The 19,197-nt window shown below is 62.7% G+C and carries 18 protein-coding genes and 2 tRNA genes; 14 read left to right on the top strand and 6 right to left on the bottom strand.

Annotation, left to right across the window (positions count from 1 at the left end):
* The first annotated feature begins 37 nt into the window (after positions 1 to 37).
* Genes LIW51_RS01650 through LIW51_RS01670 form a run of 5 tightly spaced genes read left to right on the top strand, consistent with a single transcriptional unit; the run spans position 38 to position 3,357 of the window.
* On the top strand, positions 38 to 265 hold the full coding sequence (locus LIW51_RS01650; protein ID WP_227375523.1) for a hypothetical protein: 228 nt from the start codon (positions 38 to 40) through the stop codon (positions 263 to 265).
* 59 nt (positions 266 to 324) lie between these two features.
* Complete coding sequence (locus LIW51_RS01655) at positions 325 to 975, top strand: HVO_0476 family zinc finger protein (RefSeq protein ID WP_227375524.1); 651 nt, start codon at positions 325 to 327, stop codon at positions 973 to 975.
* Between the two features lies 1 nt (position 976).
* A complete protein-coding gene (locus tag LIW51_RS01660) occupies positions 977 to 1,621 on the top strand; it encodes a protein-L-isoaspartate(D-aspartate) O-methyltransferase (protein WP_227375525.1) in 645 nt (214 codons plus the stop codon).
* A 36-nt stretch (positions 1,622 to 1,657) separates the two neighbouring features.
* Positions 1,658 to 2,569 (top strand): class I SAM-dependent methyltransferase, encoded by a 912-nt coding sequence (locus LIW51_RS01665; RefSeq protein ID WP_227375526.1) that lies wholly within the window; start codon positions 1,658 to 1,660, stop codon positions 2,567 to 2,569.
* A gap of 26 nt (positions 2,570 to 2,595) precedes the next feature.
* Positions 2,596 to 3,357 carry a protein-L-isoaspartate O-methyltransferase family protein gene (locus tag LIW51_RS01670; RefSeq protein ID WP_227376703.1) on the top strand — a complete coding sequence of 254 codons (762 nt, stop codon included), beginning with the start codon at positions 2,596 to 2,598 and terminating at the stop codon, positions 3,355 to 3,357.
* A 33-nt stretch (positions 3,358 to 3,390) separates the two neighbouring features.
* On the opposite strand, the gene LIW51_RS01675 is transcribed toward LIW51_RS01670, so the two are convergent.
* Positions 3,391 to 3,735 carry a DUF7382 domain-containing protein gene (locus LIW51_RS01675; RefSeq protein ID WP_227375527.1) on the bottom strand — a complete coding sequence of 115 codons (345 nt, stop codon included), beginning with the start codon at positions 3,733 to 3,735 and terminating at the stop codon, positions 3,391 to 3,393.
* Between the two features lie 305 nt (positions 3,736 to 4,040).
* Here LIW51_RS01675 and LIW51_RS01680 point away from each other — a divergent pair, with 305 nt between their 5' ends.
* The 3 genes from LIW51_RS01680 to LIW51_RS01690 all read left to right on the top strand — a co-directional run bounded on the left by LIW51_RS01680 (position 4,041) and on the right by LIW51_RS01690 (position 5,246).
* Positions 4,041 to 4,412, top strand: a complete 372-nt coding sequence (locus tag LIW51_RS01680) for an ATP-binding protein (protein ID WP_227375528.1) — start codon at positions 4,041 to 4,043, stop codon at positions 4,410 to 4,412.
* A gap of 97 nt (positions 4,413 to 4,509) precedes the next feature.
* A complete protein-coding gene (gene crcB, locus LIW51_RS01685) occupies positions 4,510 to 4,896 on the top strand; it encodes a fluoride efflux transporter CrcB (protein ID WP_227375529.1) in 387 nt (128 codons plus the stop codon).
* Entirely contained in the window at positions 4,893 to 5,246 is a 354-nt protein-coding gene (locus LIW51_RS01690) for a fluoride efflux transporter FluC (protein ID WP_227375530.1), read from the top strand. The genes crcB and LIW51_RS01690 overlap by 4 nt, the downstream gene beginning before the upstream one ends.
* Before the next feature lie 17 nt (positions 5,247 to 5,263).
* Here the strand turns inward: LIW51_RS01690 and LIW51_RS01695 are convergent, their stop codons facing one another.
* The 5 genes from LIW51_RS01695 to LIW51_RS01715 all read right to left on the bottom strand — a co-directional run bounded on the left by LIW51_RS01695 (position 5,264) and on the right by LIW51_RS01715 (position 10,687).
* A complete protein-coding gene (locus LIW51_RS01695; protein WP_227375531.1) occupies positions 5,264 to 7,774 on the bottom strand; it encodes an efflux RND transporter permease subunit in 2,511 nt (836 codons plus the stop codon).
* Entirely contained in the window at positions 7,775 to 9,403 is a 1,629-nt protein-coding gene (locus LIW51_RS01700; protein ID WP_227375532.1) for a COG1361 S-layer family protein, read from the bottom strand.
* Positions 9,404 to 9,777: 374 nt separating this feature from the next.
* Positions 9,778 to 9,850 (bottom strand) — tRNA-Asp (locus tag LIW51_RS01705).
* A 100-nt stretch (positions 9,851 to 9,950) separates the two neighbouring features.
* On the bottom strand, positions 9,951 to 10,382 hold the full coding sequence (locus LIW51_RS01710) for a group I intron-associated PD-(D/E)XK endonuclease (protein ID WP_227376704.1): 432 nt from the start codon (positions 10,380 to 10,382) through the stop codon (positions 9,951 to 9,953).
* A 232-nt stretch (positions 10,383 to 10,614) separates the two neighbouring features.
* Positions 10,615 to 10,687 (bottom strand) — tRNA-Asp (locus LIW51_RS01715).
* Between the two features lie 276 nt (positions 10,688 to 10,963).
* Between LIW51_RS01715 and LIW51_RS01720 the strand changes: the two genes are divergently transcribed.
* The 6 genes from LIW51_RS01720 to LIW51_RS01745 are packed head-to-tail and all read left to right on the top strand — an operon-like array spanning position 10,964 to position 19,118.
* Entirely contained in the window at positions 10,964 to 11,191 is a 228-nt protein-coding gene (locus LIW51_RS01720) for a DNA-directed RNA polymerase subunit H (RefSeq protein WP_227375533.1), read from the top strand.
* Entirely contained in the window at positions 11,191 to 12,747 is a 1,557-nt protein-coding gene (locus tag LIW51_RS01725; RefSeq protein WP_227375534.1) for a DNA-directed RNA polymerase subunit B'', read from the top strand. The genes LIW51_RS01720 and LIW51_RS01725 overlap by 1 nt, the downstream gene beginning before the upstream one ends.
* A gap of 1 nt (position 12,748) precedes the next feature.
* Positions 12,749 to 14,575, top strand: a complete 1,827-nt coding sequence (gene rpoB / locus LIW51_RS01730) for a DNA-directed RNA polymerase subunit B (protein WP_227375535.1) — start codon at positions 12,749 to 12,751, stop codon at positions 14,573 to 14,575.
* 1 nt (position 14,576) lies between these two features.
* Positions 14,577 to 17,507 carry a DNA-directed RNA polymerase subunit A' gene (locus LIW51_RS01735; protein WP_227375536.1) on the top strand — a complete coding sequence of 977 codons (2,931 nt, stop codon included), beginning with the start codon at positions 14,577 to 14,579 and terminating at the stop codon, positions 17,505 to 17,507.
* Positions 17,500 to 18,681: a DNA-directed RNA polymerase subunit A'' gene (rpoA2, locus tag LIW51_RS01740; RefSeq protein WP_227375537.1), complete on the top strand. Its 1,182-nt coding sequence runs from the start codon at positions 17,500 to 17,502 to the stop codon at positions 18,679 to 18,681. The genes LIW51_RS01735 and rpoA2 overlap by 8 nt, the downstream gene beginning before the upstream one ends.
* Entirely contained in the window at positions 18,681 to 19,118 is a 438-nt protein-coding gene (locus tag LIW51_RS01745) for a NusA-like transcription termination signal-binding factor (protein WP_227375538.1), read from the top strand. Before rpoA2 ends, LIW51_RS01745 begins: the two co-directional genes overlap by 1 nt.
* Positions 19,119 to 19,197 lie beyond the last annotated feature (79 nt).

Here is a 19,197-nt window from a genome sequence, read left to right on the forward strand (position 1 = left end):
AATTGCGGGTCGGATTCCGAGCGGCGGTCGTTCCTGTATGGAAACCGAACTCAAGACGCTTCGGTACGACGAATCGTCCGATACCCTTTCTGTAGCCGTTTTTGACGACTACGTCCACCACGTCATCTGCACATTGGAGTTGGGCCCTATCTTGAATGCCGTCTCCGTGAGCTTCGAATCGAATCTCCCATCGCGCGTCGTCGTCAGACACGTCAAGGATGGCAATGGTGTCGTCTACGAAAAACCGTTCATTCGACAACGCTGAGCCTGAACGCTTCTCCCAACTCCACGCACTTTTACGCTCGCAGTCCGTACCACGATGATATGAGCGAAACTGCGGAGCGCGTGGCAGTCCCCTGCCCGTCGTGTTCCCCCGAGTTAGAGACCGTCCACGAGGTGCTCAAACCGAGCGGACAGGCGACGGTTCGCTGCACCGAGTGCGGCCACGTCCACAAGACGAAGATAGCTGAAGAGAAGACCGAAGAGATCCACGTCGTCGTCTCGCAGGGTGGCGAGTCGTTCAGCGCGACGGCGGACGTACCGATAGAGGAGACGCTGGCGGTCGGCGAGGAGTTCGTCCTCGAAACCGAGGAGGCCATCTTCGTCGTCCGAATCACGAGCCTCGAACAGGACGCAAATCGCCGCGTCGAGGAGTCGGTCGCCGAGGGCGTCGAGACCATCTGGACGCGCGCCGTGGACAACGTCTCGGTCAACGTCACCATCCACCCGAACGACGGACGCAGGGACGATTCGCGGAGCGTCACGGTGAACATTCCGGGCGACTACGAGTTCGTCGTCGGCGAGACGGAGGAACTCGCCGACGAGGAGTTCACCGTCGACGGGATTCTCGTCACCGACGATGCGACGGGCTACAACTTCGACCGACTCGACCACGACGGCGACACCGTCTTCGCCAAGGACGTGAAGCGAATCTATGCCGAGGACGAGAGTTCGACCGCGTGGTCGGCGTGGTAGCATGTTCGGACGCGGAAGCGACGACTTCGAGACTGAACGGAACGCCCTCGTCGGGCGTCTCGCCGACCGCGACCGAATCGAGCATGAGGCGACGCTAGACGCGCTCCGGGCCGTCCTGCGCCACGAGTTCGTCCCCGAAAGTAAGCGCCGAGAGGCGTACGCCGACCGCCCGCTCCCCATCGGCGAAGATCAGACCATCAGCGCCCCGCACATGGTCGCCATCATGACCGACCTGCTCGACCTCTCGCCGGGCGAGCGGGTGCTCGAAATCGGCACGGGATGCGGCTATCACGCCGCCGTCACCGCCGAAATCGTCGGCCCGGAGAACGTCTGCAGCGTCGAGTATCACGAGTCGCTGGCGGAGGAGACCCGGAAGCGATTCGCCGATCTCGGCTACGACGAAATCTCGATTCGCGTCGGCGACGGACACGACGGCTGGTCCGAGCGCGCGCCGTTCGACGCCGCCTACCTGACCTGCGCCGCCTCCGACTTCCCGACCGCCGTCGTCAAGCAGGTTCGCCCCGGCGGTCGCCTGCTCGCGCCGCTCGGCACCGCGACGCAGCGCCTCGTTCTCGCACGCGAGCGCGAAGACGGCACGCTCGACCGCGAACGACACGGCGCGGTGCGGTTCGTTCCGATGCAGTGAGCGTAGCTTTTTTCGGCTCGCCCACGAGCGGACGGTATGGACTATCGCGTACTCTGCCTGCTGTGGGCCGCCCGCGAGACCGGTATCGTCGACGCCGTCGCGTTCGACGCCGGAACGCCCGACGAAGTCGCCGACAAAACCGGGGTCACCCGCCGCGCGGCCCGAATCACGCTGGAAGCGATGGCCGAGTTGGGCTTTCTCGAACGCGTCGGCAACGAGTACGAACCCACGAACCGGGCGCTCGGCCTCTTCGCCAAGGTGGACGTGCGCTCGATTGGAAGCGTGCCCCACCGACTCGACTGTCTCGACCGATGGCTGGCGCTTCCGGAAACCATGCGAACCGGCACGCCGCCCGAAACGCCGGACGAGTGGACGACGAATTTCGTCGGAGCGATGGCCACCGTGGACGAGACGACAGTTCGAGCGTGCGTCACCGAGGCGGTTCACGAACGCCCCGACGCGGAGCGCGTCCTCGATATCGGCGGTGGCCCCGGCGTCTTCGCCAAGGAGTTCGTCCGCCGTGGGTTCGAGGTGACGCTCGTTGACCAACCCGCCGTCATCGACATCGACCGCCGATTTCTCGAACGCGAACCCATCGAACTCGTCGCCGGGGATATCACCGACGACCTGCCGACGGACTTCGACGTCGCGTTCTGCTCCCGGGTCGCGCACGCGCTCGGCCCCGACGAAAACCGAATACTCCTCCGGAACGCCTTCGCAGCGCTCGACTCCGGCGGCGTGGCGGTCTTCGTCGACCGCATCCGCGGCCGGGCCGACGGTGCGGCGTTGATGGGGGCGCACATGCTCGCGCAGACCAAAAACGGCGACGCGTACACCGCCGAGCAGTTTTCGGACTGGTTCGAGGATGCCGGCTTCGAGAGATTCGAAATCCGTGACGTTCTGGGGACGAATCTGCAAGCCGTCGTCGGACGAAGGCCGCGCAATTGAAGAACGTTCGAACCCAACGCCAGTTTATGGAACCGGCGGTGTTGCGCGACGACATGGTCGCCAGTTTGGAGCACGAGACCAAGGGATTCGTTCGAAGCGAACCGGTCAGTCTCGCGCTCCGGACGGTGCCACGTCACGAGTTCGTCCCGATAGACGCCGACCAAGGCGCCTATTCGGATCAGTCGTTCGACCACCGAGGGACTCGGATACTGGCTCCGAGCACCGTGGCTCGGCTACTGGAAGCGCTCGACGTGGACGAGGACGATTCCGTCCTCATCGTCGGCGCGGGCGTCGGCTACACCGCGGCGGTGCTGGCGGAGATGGTCGGCGACCGTAACGTCCACGCCGTCGATATTACCCGCAGAATCGTCTACGAAGCTCGGCAGAACCTCGACGCCGCGGGGTACGGCGGCGTGTTCGTCGACTGCCGCGACGGGGCCGACGGGCTGCCGGAGTACGCGCCGTTCGACCGAATTCTCGTCGAAGCCGCGGCTATCGACCCGCCGCGAGCGCTCGTCGAACAGCTCGTGCCCGAGGGACGATTGGTCATCCCCCTCGGCGGCGGCAACCAGCGATTGGTCGCCGTCGAACGGTCGGCGACCGGAGCCGCCGAAACGGCCGAGCGGTTCGGAAGCGTCGCCTTCACGCCGCTTCTCGTCGACGGCGAGCAGTCCGACTCCCTCGAACGGAACCGAACTGCTCGGGAAGACCGCGAGTTCGCGGAGCGCCACGCGCAGACGCGGCGCGGTTGGGAACACGAGTGGATCGACTGGGACGGGTACGGATAGGTCGGGCAGCTACGGAGAGGCCGGAGCGGGCGATCAACCGGAGACGACCAGTATCCGCGTATTTTCCCGCTTGTCGGCGAACTCGCTTCCTGCGGGTGGTTTGATATCTACGTCGAGCGTCCCGTCGTCCTGATTCGGCCCCAGTTCGGGATGTATCGAGAAGCTCGCCCGTCCGTCCGCTCCCGTGGTCACAGTTCCGATATCCTCCAGTGTCGGGGAATCTCCTTTCACGACGACCGTCGCGTCGGCGACCGGTTTTCCGTCTGAATCGATGACGAGTATTTCGACCGTCTGCCGATCGGGTTCGAGAACATCCGGCTGGGGCTTCGCGTCGAGTTCGCTCACCGCCAGTCCGTTGAGTCCCGACAGCATGTTCATATCCCTATCTCCGTATAGAAAACGTATAGAAAACCGACCCACCAATGGACATGCCGCGAACAGCTACCCAACACACTTCAGCTTCCGTTGAAACCCTCAATGAATGATAGGTTCAAAAGGACGTGCTGAATACAGGGCGCGTATCGGTCACGAAACGAGGGCAAAATTTCTAAGGGAACGTTCTTCAGCCTACAGGAGTGTTGGGACGATAGCACCGGCGAAGAGCATCAGAACAAGCAGGTGCAACTCGCGGCGAGAATGATGACGCGACGCCGGAGTCGATACGGACGCTTCCTTGGTTGGTCGTGGACGAGGCGCACGTTTTCTTCGACGGCGTCGTCGAACCGGCGCTTCGGACTATCGTAACGCGCGGTCGGCGACCCGGTGTCAGTTTGGTCGCGGCGGCACAGCACCCTGTCGCGCTTCCGGAGGCGGCGATTTCACAGTCGGACGTGCTCGTCGCACATCGGTTGACTTCTCGTCCCGACCGCGATGCGCTCGCTCGCACCCGGCCGGCGTACATGCGAGAGTCGTTCGCCGACCGGATGCCGGAGACGCCGGGCGCGGCGGTCGTCATGGACAACGCGACCGAGAGCGTCCACGCGGTTCGAATTCGAGAACGACGGGTGGCACACGGCGGGGGAAGTCCGAGTGCGAGCGAACTTCGAAAGGGATAGGTTCCGGTGCGAACTGCGAACGAACACGAGCGATGGGTCTCGCTCGCCGACTCGGTCGGGAACCGCCTACTGAGCTGATAGGCTCTCCGAAGAAACGATGTCGCAGGCCACGCACACACTCGAACGGTTCGAACCGCTCCTCCTCGTCGCGGTCGGAGGGTTCGCCGGCGCGATCCTTCGTTCTGCGACGAGCGCCGCCCTCCCCGGCGGCTTTCCGTGGGGAACGCTCGCGGTCAACGTCGCCGGAAGCTTCGCGCTCGGCGTACTCCTCTGCGAGGCCCACCTGACGGATTTGCTCGCACCGGAAACGCGGTTACTCGTCGGAACCGGATTCCTCTCGTCGTTCACGACTTACAGCACCTTTGCGGTTCAGACGGCGGGTCTCTCGCCGACGCTCGCCGCCGCGAACGTGGCCGTGAACTACGTACTCGGCATCCTCGCCGTCTTCCTCGGTCGCCGGGTCGTCGGAGGTGACGTCTCGTGAATCCGATCTTCCTCGTCGGCGTCGGCGGGATGCTCGGCGCGCTGAGTCGTCACCTCGTCGGGCAGTCGCTTCCCGGCGAGCGCCGGGACACGCTCGTGGTGAACGTCGTCGGGAGTTTCGTTCTCGGAGCGCTGACCGCCGGACTGAGCGACAATTCCGCCGTGTTGACCCTGTTCGGCACGGGGTTCTGCGGCGCGTTCACCACATTCTCCAGTTTCGCCTTCGAGACGGTTCGACTGTACGAGCGAGGGAAACGCCGCCGAGCGGTCGGCAACGCGGCGGTGAATCTGGTCGGCGCGCTGGTTGCGGTCGCGCTCGGCAGCGCCGCGGCGACCCTGCTTTCTGTCTGACGGAGCTACGTCCGAACTCACCTCGCCGACGCCCTCCGCGAGAGGGTCGTCCACGCGACGATCACGGCGGGCGTCACGAGGAGCGCGGTGAGGTACGAGTAGAAGATGCTCAGCGCCGTCACGAGACCGAACTGCCCGAGGACGGGGGTGATGGCGAGGCCGAGTATCCCGGTTCCGGCGATGGTCGTGAGCATACTTCCGGTCAGCGCGCCGCCGGTTCCGCGCACGGTTCGGGAGAGCGCGTCGAAAACCGCCGTCTCCCTGTCGTGTTCGATGTGCTCGTCGCGCGCGTCGTACTCGTCGGTGAACCGCTGGACGACGTGGGCGGAGTAATCGATACCTAACCCAAGGGCGATGGCGAGGACGGTCGCGGTGAGCGCGTTGAACGGAATCCCGAGCAACCGCATTGTCCCGGCGAGCAGCGCGACCGAGACGATAATCGGGACGAGATTGATGACGCCGAACACCGCGCGTCTGGCGAGGACGCGATAGACGAGCGTGAGAAAGATCGCCGTCGCGATCAGCGCCACGGCGAGACTCCTGATCGCCGACGTGAAGATGAGCGACGCGATGGACTGGAAGACGACGATTTCGCCCGTTGCGGTCGCGTCGAAGCGATACCGTTCGGCGACGGCGCGAGCGTCGCGCGTGATGGCCTCCTGTGACGCGCCGCTCTTCGTCGCGTACACGACCTGCGCGCTTCGTCGGTCGTCGGAGATGTACTGTAACGCTTGCCCGCGAGCCGGCGAGGAGAGCAACCGGTCGTAGATCGTTTCGAGATCGTCGTCGGGGATGCCGTCGCCGTCGATATCGTTCCGTTCGACGAGGCGGCGGAACTCCTCCGACTGTGCGCTGTAGTTCTGAATGACGGTGATGATGCTCTCCGCGCTCGCCCGTCTCTCGTCCGCGACGAACGACTCCGGTGGATTTCGATTGGCCTGGTGGATCGATTCGAGCGCGTAGTCTTCCTGCAGCGGCCCTTCGACGAAGATTGTGACCGTGTCGTCCTCCGCGGTGGCGAAGTTCTCGTCCAGGAACTCGATGTTTCGGGTGACGGTGTAGGTTTCGGGCGCGAACGGTTCGGGAAGCGATTCGAGGTATGCCGGCGTCTCCTCGGGCGGGAGGAAATCCTCGTTCGAGAACGACGTGTCGATGCCCGTCGCGTAGTATCCGGAAGCGACCGTCAGGACGAACGCGACGACGAGCACCGACCCGGCGCTCCGACGGGTGAGCGCGACGCTGACCTGTAACGTTCGTCCCAGCAACGACCCTTCCTCTCCGAGTGGGCGGCCGCCGAACGCCGGAACTCCGAGCCGAGCACGGAGTCGGTCTGCCGCGACCTTCGCCGCGGGGAGGAAGATGCCGAAGATGAGGAAAGTGAACACGATGCCGACCGCGGCGACGACGCCGAACTCCCGAATCGGCTGGAGGCGGCTCGTGACGTTCGACGCGAATCCGAGCACGGTCGTTCCGGTCACGACGAAGAACGCGACGAGCAGTTGATCGGTCGCTCGCCGCATCGCGCGTCCGACACCTCCCTCGACGTGCACTCCGTCCTCGACGATGCGCTCCTCGCGGTAGCGATTTATCACGTGGATTCCGTAGTCGATGCCGACCGCGAGTAACAGCGGCGGTACGGCGACAAGTAGCTGCGTGAACGGGATTCCGACGATACCCATGAATCCCAGCGTCCAGACGACGGTCATCACCAGCGACGCGACCCCGAGCAGGAGGTCGACGGGGTCGCGGTAGGCGAACACCAGAAAGACGAGGATGAGTATCGCCGCGGCGGGAACGACGATGACGAGCGAATCGAAGACGACGTTCGAGAGCTCGGCGGTGACGATGCCGCTCCCGAAGACTCGGATGTCGCTATCGACGGTTCCGACGACCGACTGCGCGCGGTTCTGTATCTCCGCCAGCGGGTCGTCCCCGCTGGCTTCCGCGCCCGCCTGTTCGGGGATGCCGCGCGGAATCCGATGCTGGACGATTCCGATGGTCGCCGACGCCGAGGCCGCGCGACGGTTGAAGTCGTCGCTCAGCAGCGTCCTGAATTCGGGGTTCGTCGCCGCCCGTCTCACCGCGGCTTCGATTTCGGTGGGCGTCGCCCGCTCCAGGGCGCGAATCTGCGCTTCCAGCGTCGTCGCGTTCCCGTCGAGCGTTCGCGCGACGATACCTGCCGCGCTCACCGTCGAACCGACGCGCAGTTCCTCTCGCCGTTCAAGTCGATGCTGGGCTTCCAACATCGCCAGCAGTTCGGGCTTCGACAACACGTTTCGCCCCGTCTGGATGAGTTGGGTGCTCCCGTTCTCCGCCGCGAAGGGGGGCGCGAACTCGCGGTCGACGGCGTCGAACGCCTCCTGAGTCGGGGTGTCCTCGGTGAACTGGCTCGTCCCGGCTTCGGTCGAAACGCGGGTCAACCCGACGCCGAATCCGACGGAGAGGACGAGAAAAATGAGCAGAACCACCCTCGACCGCTCGACGATCCACTCGTCAAGCCGGTCGATAACCGCTTGGTACCCGACCACTCACCGCCACCTCCGAATCGCGCCGACGCCCGCGATACCGAGGAGAACGCCGATGGCGACGACGAGCGGGAAGTCGAGTTCGGAATCGGTCGAAAACGGAAGTATTCCGTCCCGTTCCGGCTCGACGATTCGAATCGGAACCTCGTACGTCTCGGAAAGCTCCTCGTCGCCGTCAGGGGTTTCGTACTGGAAATCGAGAGACATCGGATACGTTCCCGCCAGCGCCCCGCCGTTCGCGCCAACCGTGAACCGTATCGTCGCCGATTCGTTCGGTTCGAGTCGCGGCACGAACGCTTGGTCGTCTTCGACGGTCAGCGGGCTGTCGACGAACGCCCGCGCGTCGATGTTTCGGAGCGTCCTGTCGTCGCGGTTCGTGATGATGAGCGAGACCGTCGAACTCGAACCGGCTTCGACCGACGCTCCCTGCGGCCTGACGGCGAACTCGTCTCGCTGCGGGGAGACGAGTACTCGAGCCTCCAGCGATTCGCTCTGTCGCGGGTCGCCGTCCTGGTTCTGGTATCCGACGACGAAGGATAGCTGTCGCGGCCCGCGGTCTGCGCTGTCGCTCACGTCGATTCGGTACTCGAAAGGAATCGACTCGCCGCGGTCGAGGGTGCCGAGCGCGTACTCCGTTTCCTTCGGAAAGACGTTCTCCCCCTGCGACGTGAGGACGAGCACCGCGTTCGGCGCTATCTGCGGCCCTTCGTTCGTGACGGTTCCGGTGACCGACCCTTCGTCGCCGACGCGCAAGGTGCTGTTCAGGTCGCCGAGCGAGAACGACTGTTCCGGTGCGGGGATGACGCCGACCACTTGCGGTGCGGTTCGGGTTCGATTTCCGTCCTCCCGATACGACACCGAGATGAAGAAGGGATAGCTCCCGACGGTGGTGTCGTTTCTCGCCGTCACCTGATACTCGAAGCTCACGTCCTCGTCGGTCGGCCACTCCTCGACGAACTGGCTGGCGTTGCCAGACTGCCCGAGCTGGAGTTGGTCGTTCGCCGATTGCAGGGTAACGATGGCGTCGCTCACGTCCCGTCCGGTGTTTTCGAGCGTGAGAGAGATCGTGCCCGTATCGCCTGCTTGTACGTTCGAGGAGATGGCCGTCACTTCGAACCGCTCCAATCGAATCGTCTCGGCGGGCGTCACGTCGAACGTGAACGGCCCGGCGCGCTCGCGCGACCCGTCCTCGGCGGTGTACGAGACGAACGCCTGAAAGGGGTAGCTCCGCAGTTCCGCGAACTCCTCCGCGAGAAGTCTGAACTCGACGGTTCGGCGCTCGCCGGCCGACCAGTTGCCCACGAACTGGCTGGCGTTCTGCGCCTGACCGAACCGAACGCTCTCGTTTGGGGACTGCACGGCGATACTCGCGTTGGAGACGTCCGTTCCGGTGTTCTCGAACGTGACGGCGAGCGTGCCGGTTCCGTTTATCGGCACGTTCGAGGAAACCGAGACCAGTTCGAACTCGCCGCTCGTTCGTTCGTTCGTGGTCTGCGTAATTGTCGTCTGCGTGGTCGTTTGCGCGGTCGTCGTCTGTTGGACTGGCGATCCGTGCTCCGCAACGACGGACGTCCCGCCCTGCGAAACGAGCAGGAGCGCGACGGTGAGTCGAATGAGCGCCCCCCGATTCATGCGTCGTGTTCCGCGAGAGTCTCCCCACTCTCCGCGATGTGCGTCATTTCTCTCTTCCCCCAGTCCTGTCACGCGACGGTGATTCCTATAGATTTGGCCCAGTTTTGACGGTCCCCGAGAATCGGTTTGCTTTCGTGTTCTGTAAGCGCGATGTGGTTCCTGCTCACCATTCGCTGCGCGGATGTGTTGCCGACGGATTCGGATCCCTTGGTACCATCGGAGTTGAAAAAGCGCCTGAGGCCGGATTTGAACCACGTTCGAGAATCTGCGCGAAGCGCAGAACCTCGGCTTACTTCAAATCCGCGTGTGTTCGTCTTCCGAATTCGGCACTCACTCGACGCACACGCCTCGCTCGCAGGTCGAGTTCGAAAGAACGCCCGAGGCGGGATTTGAACCCGCGTCACAACCGTGACAGGGTTGTATGATGGGCCACTACACCACCCGGGCTTCGTAACGCACTCTTCTCTTTTCTCTGCCCTTATTAACCGGTGTCGATTTCGTCGTTCATTGAGAGAGCTTGACGCACACTCGTGGTGACTTACTGACTCTACGGAATCTCCCCGCTGAACTCGTATTCTTCTGCCCAATTAATCGAAGGATGATTCAGTTCGGCATCGAATCGGAGTTCCATCTTTTGTTCAGTTGCATCGTCAATTCCTATCCAGTAGATTTTCTCGTTTTCAGGATATCGGACGAGAAAAGCATTCACTTCACCGTGATACGTATCTTCGTGATATTTTCCAGCTTTGGTCGTCTGGGAGTGGGTGTTGAACTGCATCGTGTTTTCTTTATTCGTCCACCTCATTTTGCGTTGAATCCGGTATAACTCTCCACCGTCATCCATGATGATATCGTACTTGTCGTTGTCTTCAAAAGGAACCGAAACGCTGTATCCGCAGGAAATCAATTCGCGAATAATTTTCGCCTCAGTTTCGTCACCTTTGTCCTTCGTATTCTCATTTCTCCCACGTTCATTTATTACCGTTTAGTAGTTCTATGCTCATAAAATAGTCTATTTTGGCGAAAGAGGTAGTCGATAAGACGTGAATCGTTTCGTTAAGAGAAATGATTCTTTACGTGAGTGTCGACAGAGAGCGTTTTGTTAGAATCCCATCTCGATGCCGAAAATTGGAACTATTTTTCGTTCGTTACTATCGTCGCGCTCGCGGCGTAACTTGCTACGTCTTGCTCGCGAATCAGATTTGAAAAAGCGCCCGAGGCGGGATTTGAACCCGCGTCACAACCGTGACAGGGTTGTATGATGGGCCACTACACCACCCGGGCTTGGACGCACTCTCTCCTTTCTGGCTTGTAGGCTTAAGGCTTTCCAAACGGAGGAGGCGTGCGGATTCGTATCGAGTGACGGCACCGCACCGGCCCAAACCATTTATACCAGAACGAAGTAGGTACTGGTGTTAGAGAACTGCCCGCACGGAGGTGCGGGGTGCGATAGCCGGGCGTGTGCGCTCTAGTTAGCAAGCCTTAAATGAGTGCCGCCAGTAATACCCTGTAGTATCTCGTGATAGCCATTTCTCCCGCTGGCCAGAAAATCGCGCACACATGGTAGACGTAAGCAAACACAAGCTGGTTCCCGAGCACTCCGTCGTCGACGAGGGCGAACTGGACGAAGTGCTCGAGGAGTACGACATCAAAAGCACCGACTTACCAAAGATCAAGCGGGCGGATCCCGCGTTGCCGGACGACGCAGAGGTCGGCGACGTGATCAAGATCGTCCGCGACTCACGAACGACCGACCGAGCGGTCGTTTACCGACTCGTGGTGGAATAATGCAAAGGGAAGACCGACGCGCACTATCGAAAGAGTATTTCTCGAAAGAACGGCTCGCAGAGCATCACTACCGCTCGTTCAACTCCTTCCTGACCCGCGGTATGCAGGAAGTAGTGACCGAGAAGGAGACCATCGACACCGACATCGGGGACAAAGAGGGCGAAGAACCGGTGTACGTCGAACTCGGCGACATCAGGGTCGTCACTCCGCGCGTACGTGAGGCGGACGGGAGCGAAGAACTCCTCTATCCGCAGGAGGCTCGCCTCCGCAACATCACCTACGCCGCGCCCGTGTTCATGGAGATGACCATCGTAAAAGGCGAAGGCGACGACAAGCGGGTCGTCGATTCGACCGAGACGAAGGTTGGGCGGATGCCGATAATGGTCGGCTCCGAAAAGTGTAACATCGCGAACTTCGACGCCGACGACTTGGTCGAGATCGGCGAAGATCCGGCCGACCCGGGCGGGTACTTCATCGTCAACGGCTCCGAGCGCGTCCTGATGACCTCGGAAGACCTCGCGCCGAACAAGATCCTCGCCGAGTACGACACGAAGTACGGCGACGAGATTCAGGTGGCGAAGACGTTCAGTCAGCGCCGGGGCTACCGCGCGCTAGTGTTGGTCGAGCGGACGCGCGACGGCCTGCTCGAAGTGTCGTTCCCCTCGGTTTCGGGAAGCGTCAACTTCGTCACGCTCGTGCGGGCGCTCGGGCTGGAATCCGACGAGGAGATCGTCCACCGCGTCTCCGACGACCCGGAGATCGTGAAGTTCATGCTCGAGAATTTGGAGGCTGCGGAGGTGCAGACCCAAGAGGGGGCCATCGAGGCGCTCGGAAAGCGGGTCGCCTCCGGACAGGGCAAGAACTACCAGTTGAAACGCGCCAACTACGTCATCGACCGCTATCTCCTGCCGCATCTCCACGAGGAGGGCGTCGATGAGGAGGAAGTGCGGATCAACAAGGCGTACTACCTCGCCCGGATGGCGGAGGCGTGTTTCGAACTCGCGCTGGGTCGGCGCGACGCGGACGACAAAGATCACTACGCCAACAAGCGCCTGAAGGTGTCCGGAAACCTGATGAAAGACCTGTTCCGCACGGCGTTGAACAAACTGGCGCGGGACGTGAAGTATCAGCTTGAACGCGCGAACATGCGGAACCGGCAGCTCTCGGTGAACACCGTCGTTCGCTCCGACGTGCTCACCGAGCGCCTCGAACACCCGATTGCGACCGGAAACTGGGTCGGCGGTCGCTCCGGCGTGTCGCAGTTGGTCGACCGGACCGACTTCATGGGCGTTCTGTCGCACCTCCGCCGCCTCCGGAGCCCGCTCTCGCGGAGTCAGCCGCACTTCGAGGCGCGCGACCTGCACGCGACCCAGTGGGGTCGCATCTGTCCCTCCGAGACCCCGGAAGGGCCGAACTGTGGGCTGGTGAAGAACTTCGCGCAGGCGATGGAACTCAGCCAGAACATCGAGGACGAACAGGAGCTCAAACAGGAACTGTCGTCGATGGGGGTCGAGGGTATCCCCGGAATCGAGAGCATCGAAGGGAGCGCAGACTAACATGAGTCAGGGACGAGAAGCAAAAGTATACGTTAACGGTAGTTTGGTCGGGACGCACCCTGACCCCGAACAGCTCGCAGATCAGGTACGAGAGGCGCGCCGACGCGGCGACGTCAGCGAGATGGTGAACGTCTCGGTCAAAGACCGCACCCGCGAGGTCATCATCAACGCCGATGCGGGGCGCGCCCGCCGCCCTCTGCTCGTCATCGAAGACGGCGAGACGCTCATAACCGACGAGGAAGTCGAGGCGCTCAAACAGGGCGACTTCTCCTTCGAAGAACTCGTCGAGCGCGGAAAGATCGAGTTCATCGACGCCGAGGAGGAAGAGGACATCTACGTCGCTGTCGACGAAGAAGACCTCAATGGGGATCACACCCACCTTGAAATCGACCCGCAACTCATCTTCGGTATCGGTGCCGGGATGATTCCGTACCCCGAGCACAACGCCAGCCCGCGCATCACGATGGGTGCGGGGATGATGAAACAGTCGCTCGGTCTCCCGGCGGCGAACTACCGCATCCGCCCGGACACGCGCCAGCACCTCTTCCACTACCCGCAGTTGTCGATGGTGAAGACGCAGACGACCGAGCAGATCGGCTACGATGACCGCCCCGCGGCGCAGAACTTCACCGTCGCCGTGATGAGCTACGAGGGGTTCAACATCGAAGACGCTCTCGTGCTGAACGGCGGGTCGGTCGACCGCGCGCTTGCCCGGTCGCACTTCTTCCGCACCTACGAGGGCGAAGAACGACGCTACCCCGGCGGACAGGAAGACCGCTTCGAGATTCCGAGCGACGACGTGCGCGGCGCTCGCGGCGAGGACGCGTACACGCACTTGGACGAGGACGGACTGGTCAACCCCGAGACGCGAGTGGACGAGAACAGCGTCCTGCTCGGCAAGACGAGTCCGCCGCGATTCCTCGAAGAGCCGGACGACATGGGCGGTCTGTCGCCACAGAAACGCCGCGAGACGAGCGTGACGATGCGTTCGGGCGAATCCGGCGTCGTGGACACCGTCACGCTGATGGAGGGCGAAGACGGCTCGAAGCTCTCGAAGGTGTCGGTGCGCGACGAGCGAATCCCCGAACTCGGCGACAAGTTCGCGTCGAGACACGGCCAGAAGGGTGTCGTCGGCCACATCGCGCCGCAGGAGGATATGCCCTTCACGCAGGAGGGCGTCGTCCCCGACCTCATCGTCAACCCACACGCGCTCCCGTCGCGTATGACGGTCGGTCACGTGCTGGAGATGATCGGGGGCAAAGTCGGCGCGCTGGAAGGACGGCGCGTCGACGGGACGGCCTTCACCGGCGAAGATCAGGAAGAACTCCGCTCGGCGCTCGAAGAGCGCGGCTACAAATCGTCCGGGAAGGAGATAATGTACTCCGGCATCACGGGCGAGAAGGTCGAGGCCGAGATATTCGTCGGCACCATCCTATATCACAAGCTCTACCACATGGTGTCGAACAAGCTCCACGCTCGCTCGCGCGGCCCGGTACAGGTGCTCACGCGCCAGCCGACCGAAGGTCGCGCCCGCGAGGGTGGCCTGCGCGTCGGGGAGATGGAGCGCGAGGTGCTCATCGGTCACGGCGCCGCGCTGGCGCTCAAAGAACGACTTCTCGACTCCTCCGACCGCGAATGGATCTACGTCTGCGGTCAGTGCGGGATGAGCGCAGTCGAGAACATCGACCAGAACCGCGTGTACTGTCCGAACTGCGAGGAGGAGACGGACATCCACGAGATCGAGATGAGCTACGCGTTCAAGCTCCTGCTCGACGAGATGAAGGCGCTCGGAATCGCGCCGCGACTCGAACTGGAGGACGCAGTCTAACATGGCAACGAATCAAACTCCCAAGGAGATTGGCTCCATCAGCTTCGGGTTGATGGACCCCGAGGAGTATCGAGAGATGTCGGCGACGAAGATAATCACCGCCGACACGTACGACGACGACGGTTTCCCCATCGACATGGGGCTGATGGACCCCCGACTGGGCGTCATCGACCCCGGACTGGAGTGTAAGACCTGCGGGCAACACTCCGGGTCGTGTAACGGTCACTTCGGTCACATCGAACTCGCCGCGCCGGTCATCCACGTCGGATTCACGAAGCTCATCCGCAGACTGCTTCGGGGCACCTGCCGGAACTGCTCACGGCTTCTCCTGACCGAGGACGAGAAGGAGAAGTACCGGAACATGCTCACCCGGACGAAGGAACTCGGCAACGACGTCAACGACGTGACGAAGGCCGCCATCCGGGAGGCGCGGAAGAAAGACCGCTGTCCGCACTGCGGCGAGGTGCAGTACGACATCAACCACGAGAAGCCGACGACCTACTACGAAGTCCAGCAAGTGCTCACGAGCGAGTACAGCGAACGCATCGCCACCGCGATGCAGGGTCGCACCGAAGACGGTGAAGAAGACGAGGAGCGAGAACCCGTCTCACCGCCGGATCTCGCCGAGCAGACGGGTATCGACCTCTCGCGTATCAACCAGATAATGTCGGGCGAGTTCCGCCCGCGCGAGGAAGATCGCAAGGCCCTCGAAAAGGCGCTCGACATCGACCTCACGACCGAGGACATGAACAAGCTGATGCCCTCGGACATCCGCGACTGGTTCGAGGACATCCCGGACGAGGACGTGCGCGTGCTCGGCATCGACGCCGACCGCTCGCGCCCCGAGTGGATGATCCTGACCGTCCTCCCGGTGCCGCCGGTGACGGCCCGTCCCTCCATCACGCTGGACAACGGCCAGCGGTCGGAGGACGACCTGACCCACAAGTTGGTGGACATCATCCGCATCAACCAGCGGTTCATGGAGAACCGCGAGGCCGGCGCGCCACAGCTCATCATCGAAGACCTGTGGGAACTGCTCCAGTACCACGTCACGACGTTCATGGACAACGAGATATCGGGCACGCCGCCCGCTCGCCACCGCTCCGGGCGTCCGCTCAAGACGCTCAGCCAGCGGTTGAAAGGGAAGGAAGGGCGATTCCGCGGCTCGCTGTCCGGGAAGCGCGTGAACTTCTCGGCGCGTACCGTCATCTCGCCCGACCCGACGCTCTCGCTGAACGAGGTCGGCGTCCCTCAGCGCGTCGCCCGCGAGATGACCCAGACGATGAACGTCACGCCGCGGAACATCGAGGAAGCCCAGCGCTACGTCCGCAACGGACCGGAAGGACATCCCGGCGCGAACTACGTCAAGCGTCCCGACGGACGACGCCTGAAGGTCACCGAGAAGAACTGCGAGGAACTCTCGGAGAAGGTCGAAGCAGGCTGGGAGGTCAACCGCCACCTCATCGACGGCGACATCGTCATCTTCAACCGCCAGCCGTCGCTCCACCGGATGTCCATCATGGCCCACGAGGTGGTCGTGATGCCGTACAAGACGTTCCGCCTGAACACGGTTGTCTGTCCGCCGTACAACGCCGACTTCGACGGGGATGAGATGAACATGCACGCGCTTCAGAACGAGGAGGCTCGCGCGGAGGCGCGCGTGCTCATGCGCGTGCAAGAACAGATACTCTCCCCGCGCTTCGGCGAGAACATCATCGGCGCGATCCAAGACCACATCTCGGGCACCTACCTCCTGACCCACGAGAACCCACAGTTCAACGAGACGCAAGCGTTAGACCTGCTCCGTGCGACTCGGATCGACGAACTGCCCGAAGCCGATGGTGAGCAGGAGGACGGAACGCCGTACTGGACGGGCCGGACGCTGTTCTCGGAACTCCTGCCCGACGGACTGGAACTGGAGTTCACGAGTTCGGCCGGCGACACCGTCCTCATCGAGAACGGCCAACTCACCAGCGGCACCATCGACGAGGACGCGGTCGGCGCGTTCGGCGGGGAGATCGTCGACACCATCTGTAAGGTGTACGGTGAGACCCGCGCCCGCCACTTCATCAACGAAGTTGCGACGCTGGCGATGCGCGCCATCATGCACTTCGGGTTCTCCATCGGTATCGACGACGAGACGATTCCGATGGCGGCTCAGGAACAGATCGACGAAACCATCGAGAACGCCTACGACCGCGTTGAAGACCTCATCACGACGTACGAGAACGGCGAACTCGAATCCCTGCCCGGCCGCACCGTGGACGAGACGCTGGAAATGAAGATAATGCAGACGCTCAGCAACGCGCGCGACTCCGCCGGTGACATCGCGGAAGACCACTTCGCCGGCGACAACCCGGCGGTCATCATGGCCGAATCCGGTGCGCGCGGGTCGCTGCTCAACTTGACTCAGATGGCCGGCTGTGTCGGCCAACAGGCGGTTCGGGGCGAGCGAATCAACCGCGGTTACGAAGACCGAACCCTCAGCCACTATCAGGAGAACGACCTCTCCGCGGACGCCCACGGCTTCGTGGAACACTCCTACACCGGCGGCTTGACCCCGCTGGAGTTCTTCTTCCATGCAATGGGTGGCCGCGAAGGGCTGGTGGACACGGCGGTTCGCACGTCCAAATCCGGCTATCTCCAGCGCCGCCTCATCAACGCGCTGTCCGAACTCGAAACGCAGTACGACGGTACGGTGCGCGATACCAGCGACACCATCGTCCAGTTCGAGTTCGGCGAGGACGGCACCTCGCCGGTTCGGGTGTCCTCCGACGAGGAGAACCCCATCGACGTCGCGGATATCGCGGATCGTATTATAGACGAGGAGTTCGACAGCGACAACCGCAAACGGGAGTTCCTCGGTGAGCAGCGCCCGCCGACGAACCTCTCCGAACACGCCGACGCACGGCAGGTGGAATCCGATGACTGAAATCACCGACGACATGGAAGCCGTCGTGGAGGACACCGACCTCCCCCGACGGCTCAAAGACGAAGTGTACGAGACCATCGAATCGCGCGACGGCATCACCGTCGAGCAGGCCGACGAGATCGCACGTGCGGTCGAGACTCGCTATTTCAACACGCGGGTCGACCCGCTCGACCCCGTCGGAACGGTAAGCGCCCAGTCCATCGGTGAACCGGGAACGCAGATGACGATGAACACGTTCCACTACGCGGGCGTGGCGGAGATCGACGTGACCCAAGGGCTGCCGCGCCTCATCGAACTCGTGGACGCCCGCAAGACGCCGGACACGCCGATGATGACGGTGCACTTGGACGAGGAGTACGCCGACGACCGCGAGCGCGCACACGAAGTCGTCTGGCAGATCGAGGCGACGAAGATCCTCGCGCTCGGCGACATCTCGACTAACGTCGCCGACATGATCGTCTCCATCAACCTGAACGAGGACACCCTCGAGGAACGGATGATAACGCCCGAAGAAGTTGCGAGCATCATCGAGGATAGCCTCGGCGTGGAGACGACCCAGCAGGGAACCGCCATCGAGTTCGGTCCCGACCAGCCCAGCTACCGCAAACTCTTGCAGTTGGTCGAGGAACTCCGCGAGATAGTCTTCAAGGGTATCGAGGACATCACCCGCGTCGTCATCCGCAAGGAGCAGACCGACGACGGCGAGGAGTTCGTCCTCTACACCGAGGGGTCGGCGTTCGGCGATGTTATCGAAATCGAAGGCGTCGACGCTTCGCGCACCACCTCGAACAACATCCACGAGATCTACCGGAACCTCGGCGTCGAGGCGGCCCGCGAGTCCATCATCGAGGAGACGATGGACACGCTGGAAGAGCAGGGCTTAGACGACGTGAACGTTCGCCACCTGATGCTCGTCTCGGATATCATGACCAACCGCGGCACCATCGAGTCCATCGGTCGCCACGGTATCTCCGGCAGCAAGGAGTCCGTCCTCGCGCGTGCGGCGTTCGAGGTGACGGTGAACCACCTACTCGACGCCGCCATCCACGGCGAAATCGACGACCTGAACGGCGTCATCGAAAACGTCATCGTCGGCAAGCCCATCAAACTCGGCACGGGCGACGTGAACCTCCGCATGGGTTCGGTGAGTCGCGGAGCCGAACCCTCCGACTGATGACCGTCACCCTCTCCGACACGGCTCGCCAGTACATCGCCCTCTTCGAAGACGAGACGGGAGCGACCGCCCGCGACTGCGTCGTGCTCGACGGTGAGGACGGCCACGGAAAGCGCGTCGTCTTCGTCGTCAAGCCGGGCGACATGGGTCGGGCCATCGGCCCCGGCGGAAAGAACGTCCGGAGCGTCCAAGACCGACTTGACGCGAACGTCGAGCTAGTCGAGGACGCGGACACGGCGGCCGGGTTCGTCGCCAACGCGCTGGCTCCCGCCGAGGTGCGCCACGTCACCATCAGCGAGAACGACGACATCGTGGCCTACGTCGAGGTAGCGCAGGACGACACTGGCGTCGCCATCGGAGCGGGCGGACGCAACATCGAGACGGCGAAACTGCTGGTCGAACGTCACTTCGACGTGAGCGACATCCAGTTGACGTAGTCTGGTGCCGATTTTGGCGCAGTTTCCGCGTCGAACGCAGACGTTACGACTCCTCGACAAAAACTATATGCTATCGAAG

Source organism: Haladaptatus halobius (assembly GCF_020618475.1).
Lineage (GTDB): Archaea > Halobacteriota > Halobacteria > Halobacteriales > Haladaptataceae > Haladaptatus > Haladaptatus halobius.

Bases quoted from the DNA above. Each gene is read 5' to 3' on its own strand.
- LIW51_RS01650 (WP_227375523.1), top strand. From the start codon at position 38: ATGGAAACCGAACTCAAGACGCTTCGGTACGACGAATCGTCCGATACC.
- LIW51_RS01655 (WP_227375524.1), top strand. From the start codon at position 325: ATGAGCGAAACTGCGGAGCGCGTGGCAGTCCCCTGCCCGTCGTGTTCC.
- LIW51_RS01660 (WP_227375525.1), top strand. From the start codon at position 977: ATGTTCGGACGCGGAAGCGACGACTTCGAGACTGAACGGAACGCCCTC.
- LIW51_RS01665 (WP_227375526.1), top strand. From the start codon at position 1,658: ATGGACTATCGCGTACTCTGCCTGCTGTGGGCCGCCCGCGAGACCGGT.
- LIW51_RS01670 (WP_227376703.1), top strand. From the start codon at position 2,596: ATGGAACCGGCGGTGTTGCGCGACGACATGGTCGCCAGTTTGGAGCAC.
- LIW51_RS01675 (WP_227375527.1), bottom strand. From the start codon at position 3,735: ATGAACATGCTGTCGGGACTCAACGGACTGGCGGTGAGCGAACTCGAC.
- crcB (WP_227375529.1), top strand. From the start codon at position 4,510: ATGTCGCAGGCCACGCACACACTCGAACGGTTCGAACCGCTCCTCCTC.
- LIW51_RS01700 (WP_227375532.1), bottom strand. From the start codon at position 9,403: ATGAATCGGGGGGCGCTCATTCGACTCACCGTCGCGCTCCTGCTCGTT.
- LIW51_RS01720 (WP_227375533.1), top strand. From the start codon at position 10,964: ATGGTAGACGTAAGCAAACACAAGCTGGTTCCCGAGCACTCCGTCGTC.
- LIW51_RS01725 (WP_227375534.1), top strand. From the start codon at position 11,191: ATGCAAAGGGAAGACCGACGCGCACTATCGAAAGAGTATTTCTCGAAA.
- rpoB (WP_227375535.1), top strand. From the start codon at position 12,749: ATGAGTCAGGGACGAGAAGCAAAAGTATACGTTAACGGTAGTTTGGTC.
- LIW51_RS01735 (WP_227375536.1), top strand. From the start codon at position 14,577: ATGGCAACGAATCAAACTCCCAAGGAGATTGGCTCCATCAGCTTCGGG.
- rpoA2 (WP_227375537.1), top strand. From the start codon at position 17,500: ATGACTGAAATCACCGACGACATGGAAGCCGTCGTGGAGGACACCGAC.
- LIW51_RS01745 (WP_227375538.1), top strand. From the start codon at position 18,681: ATGACCGTCACCCTCTCCGACACGGCTCGCCAGTACATCGCCCTCTTC.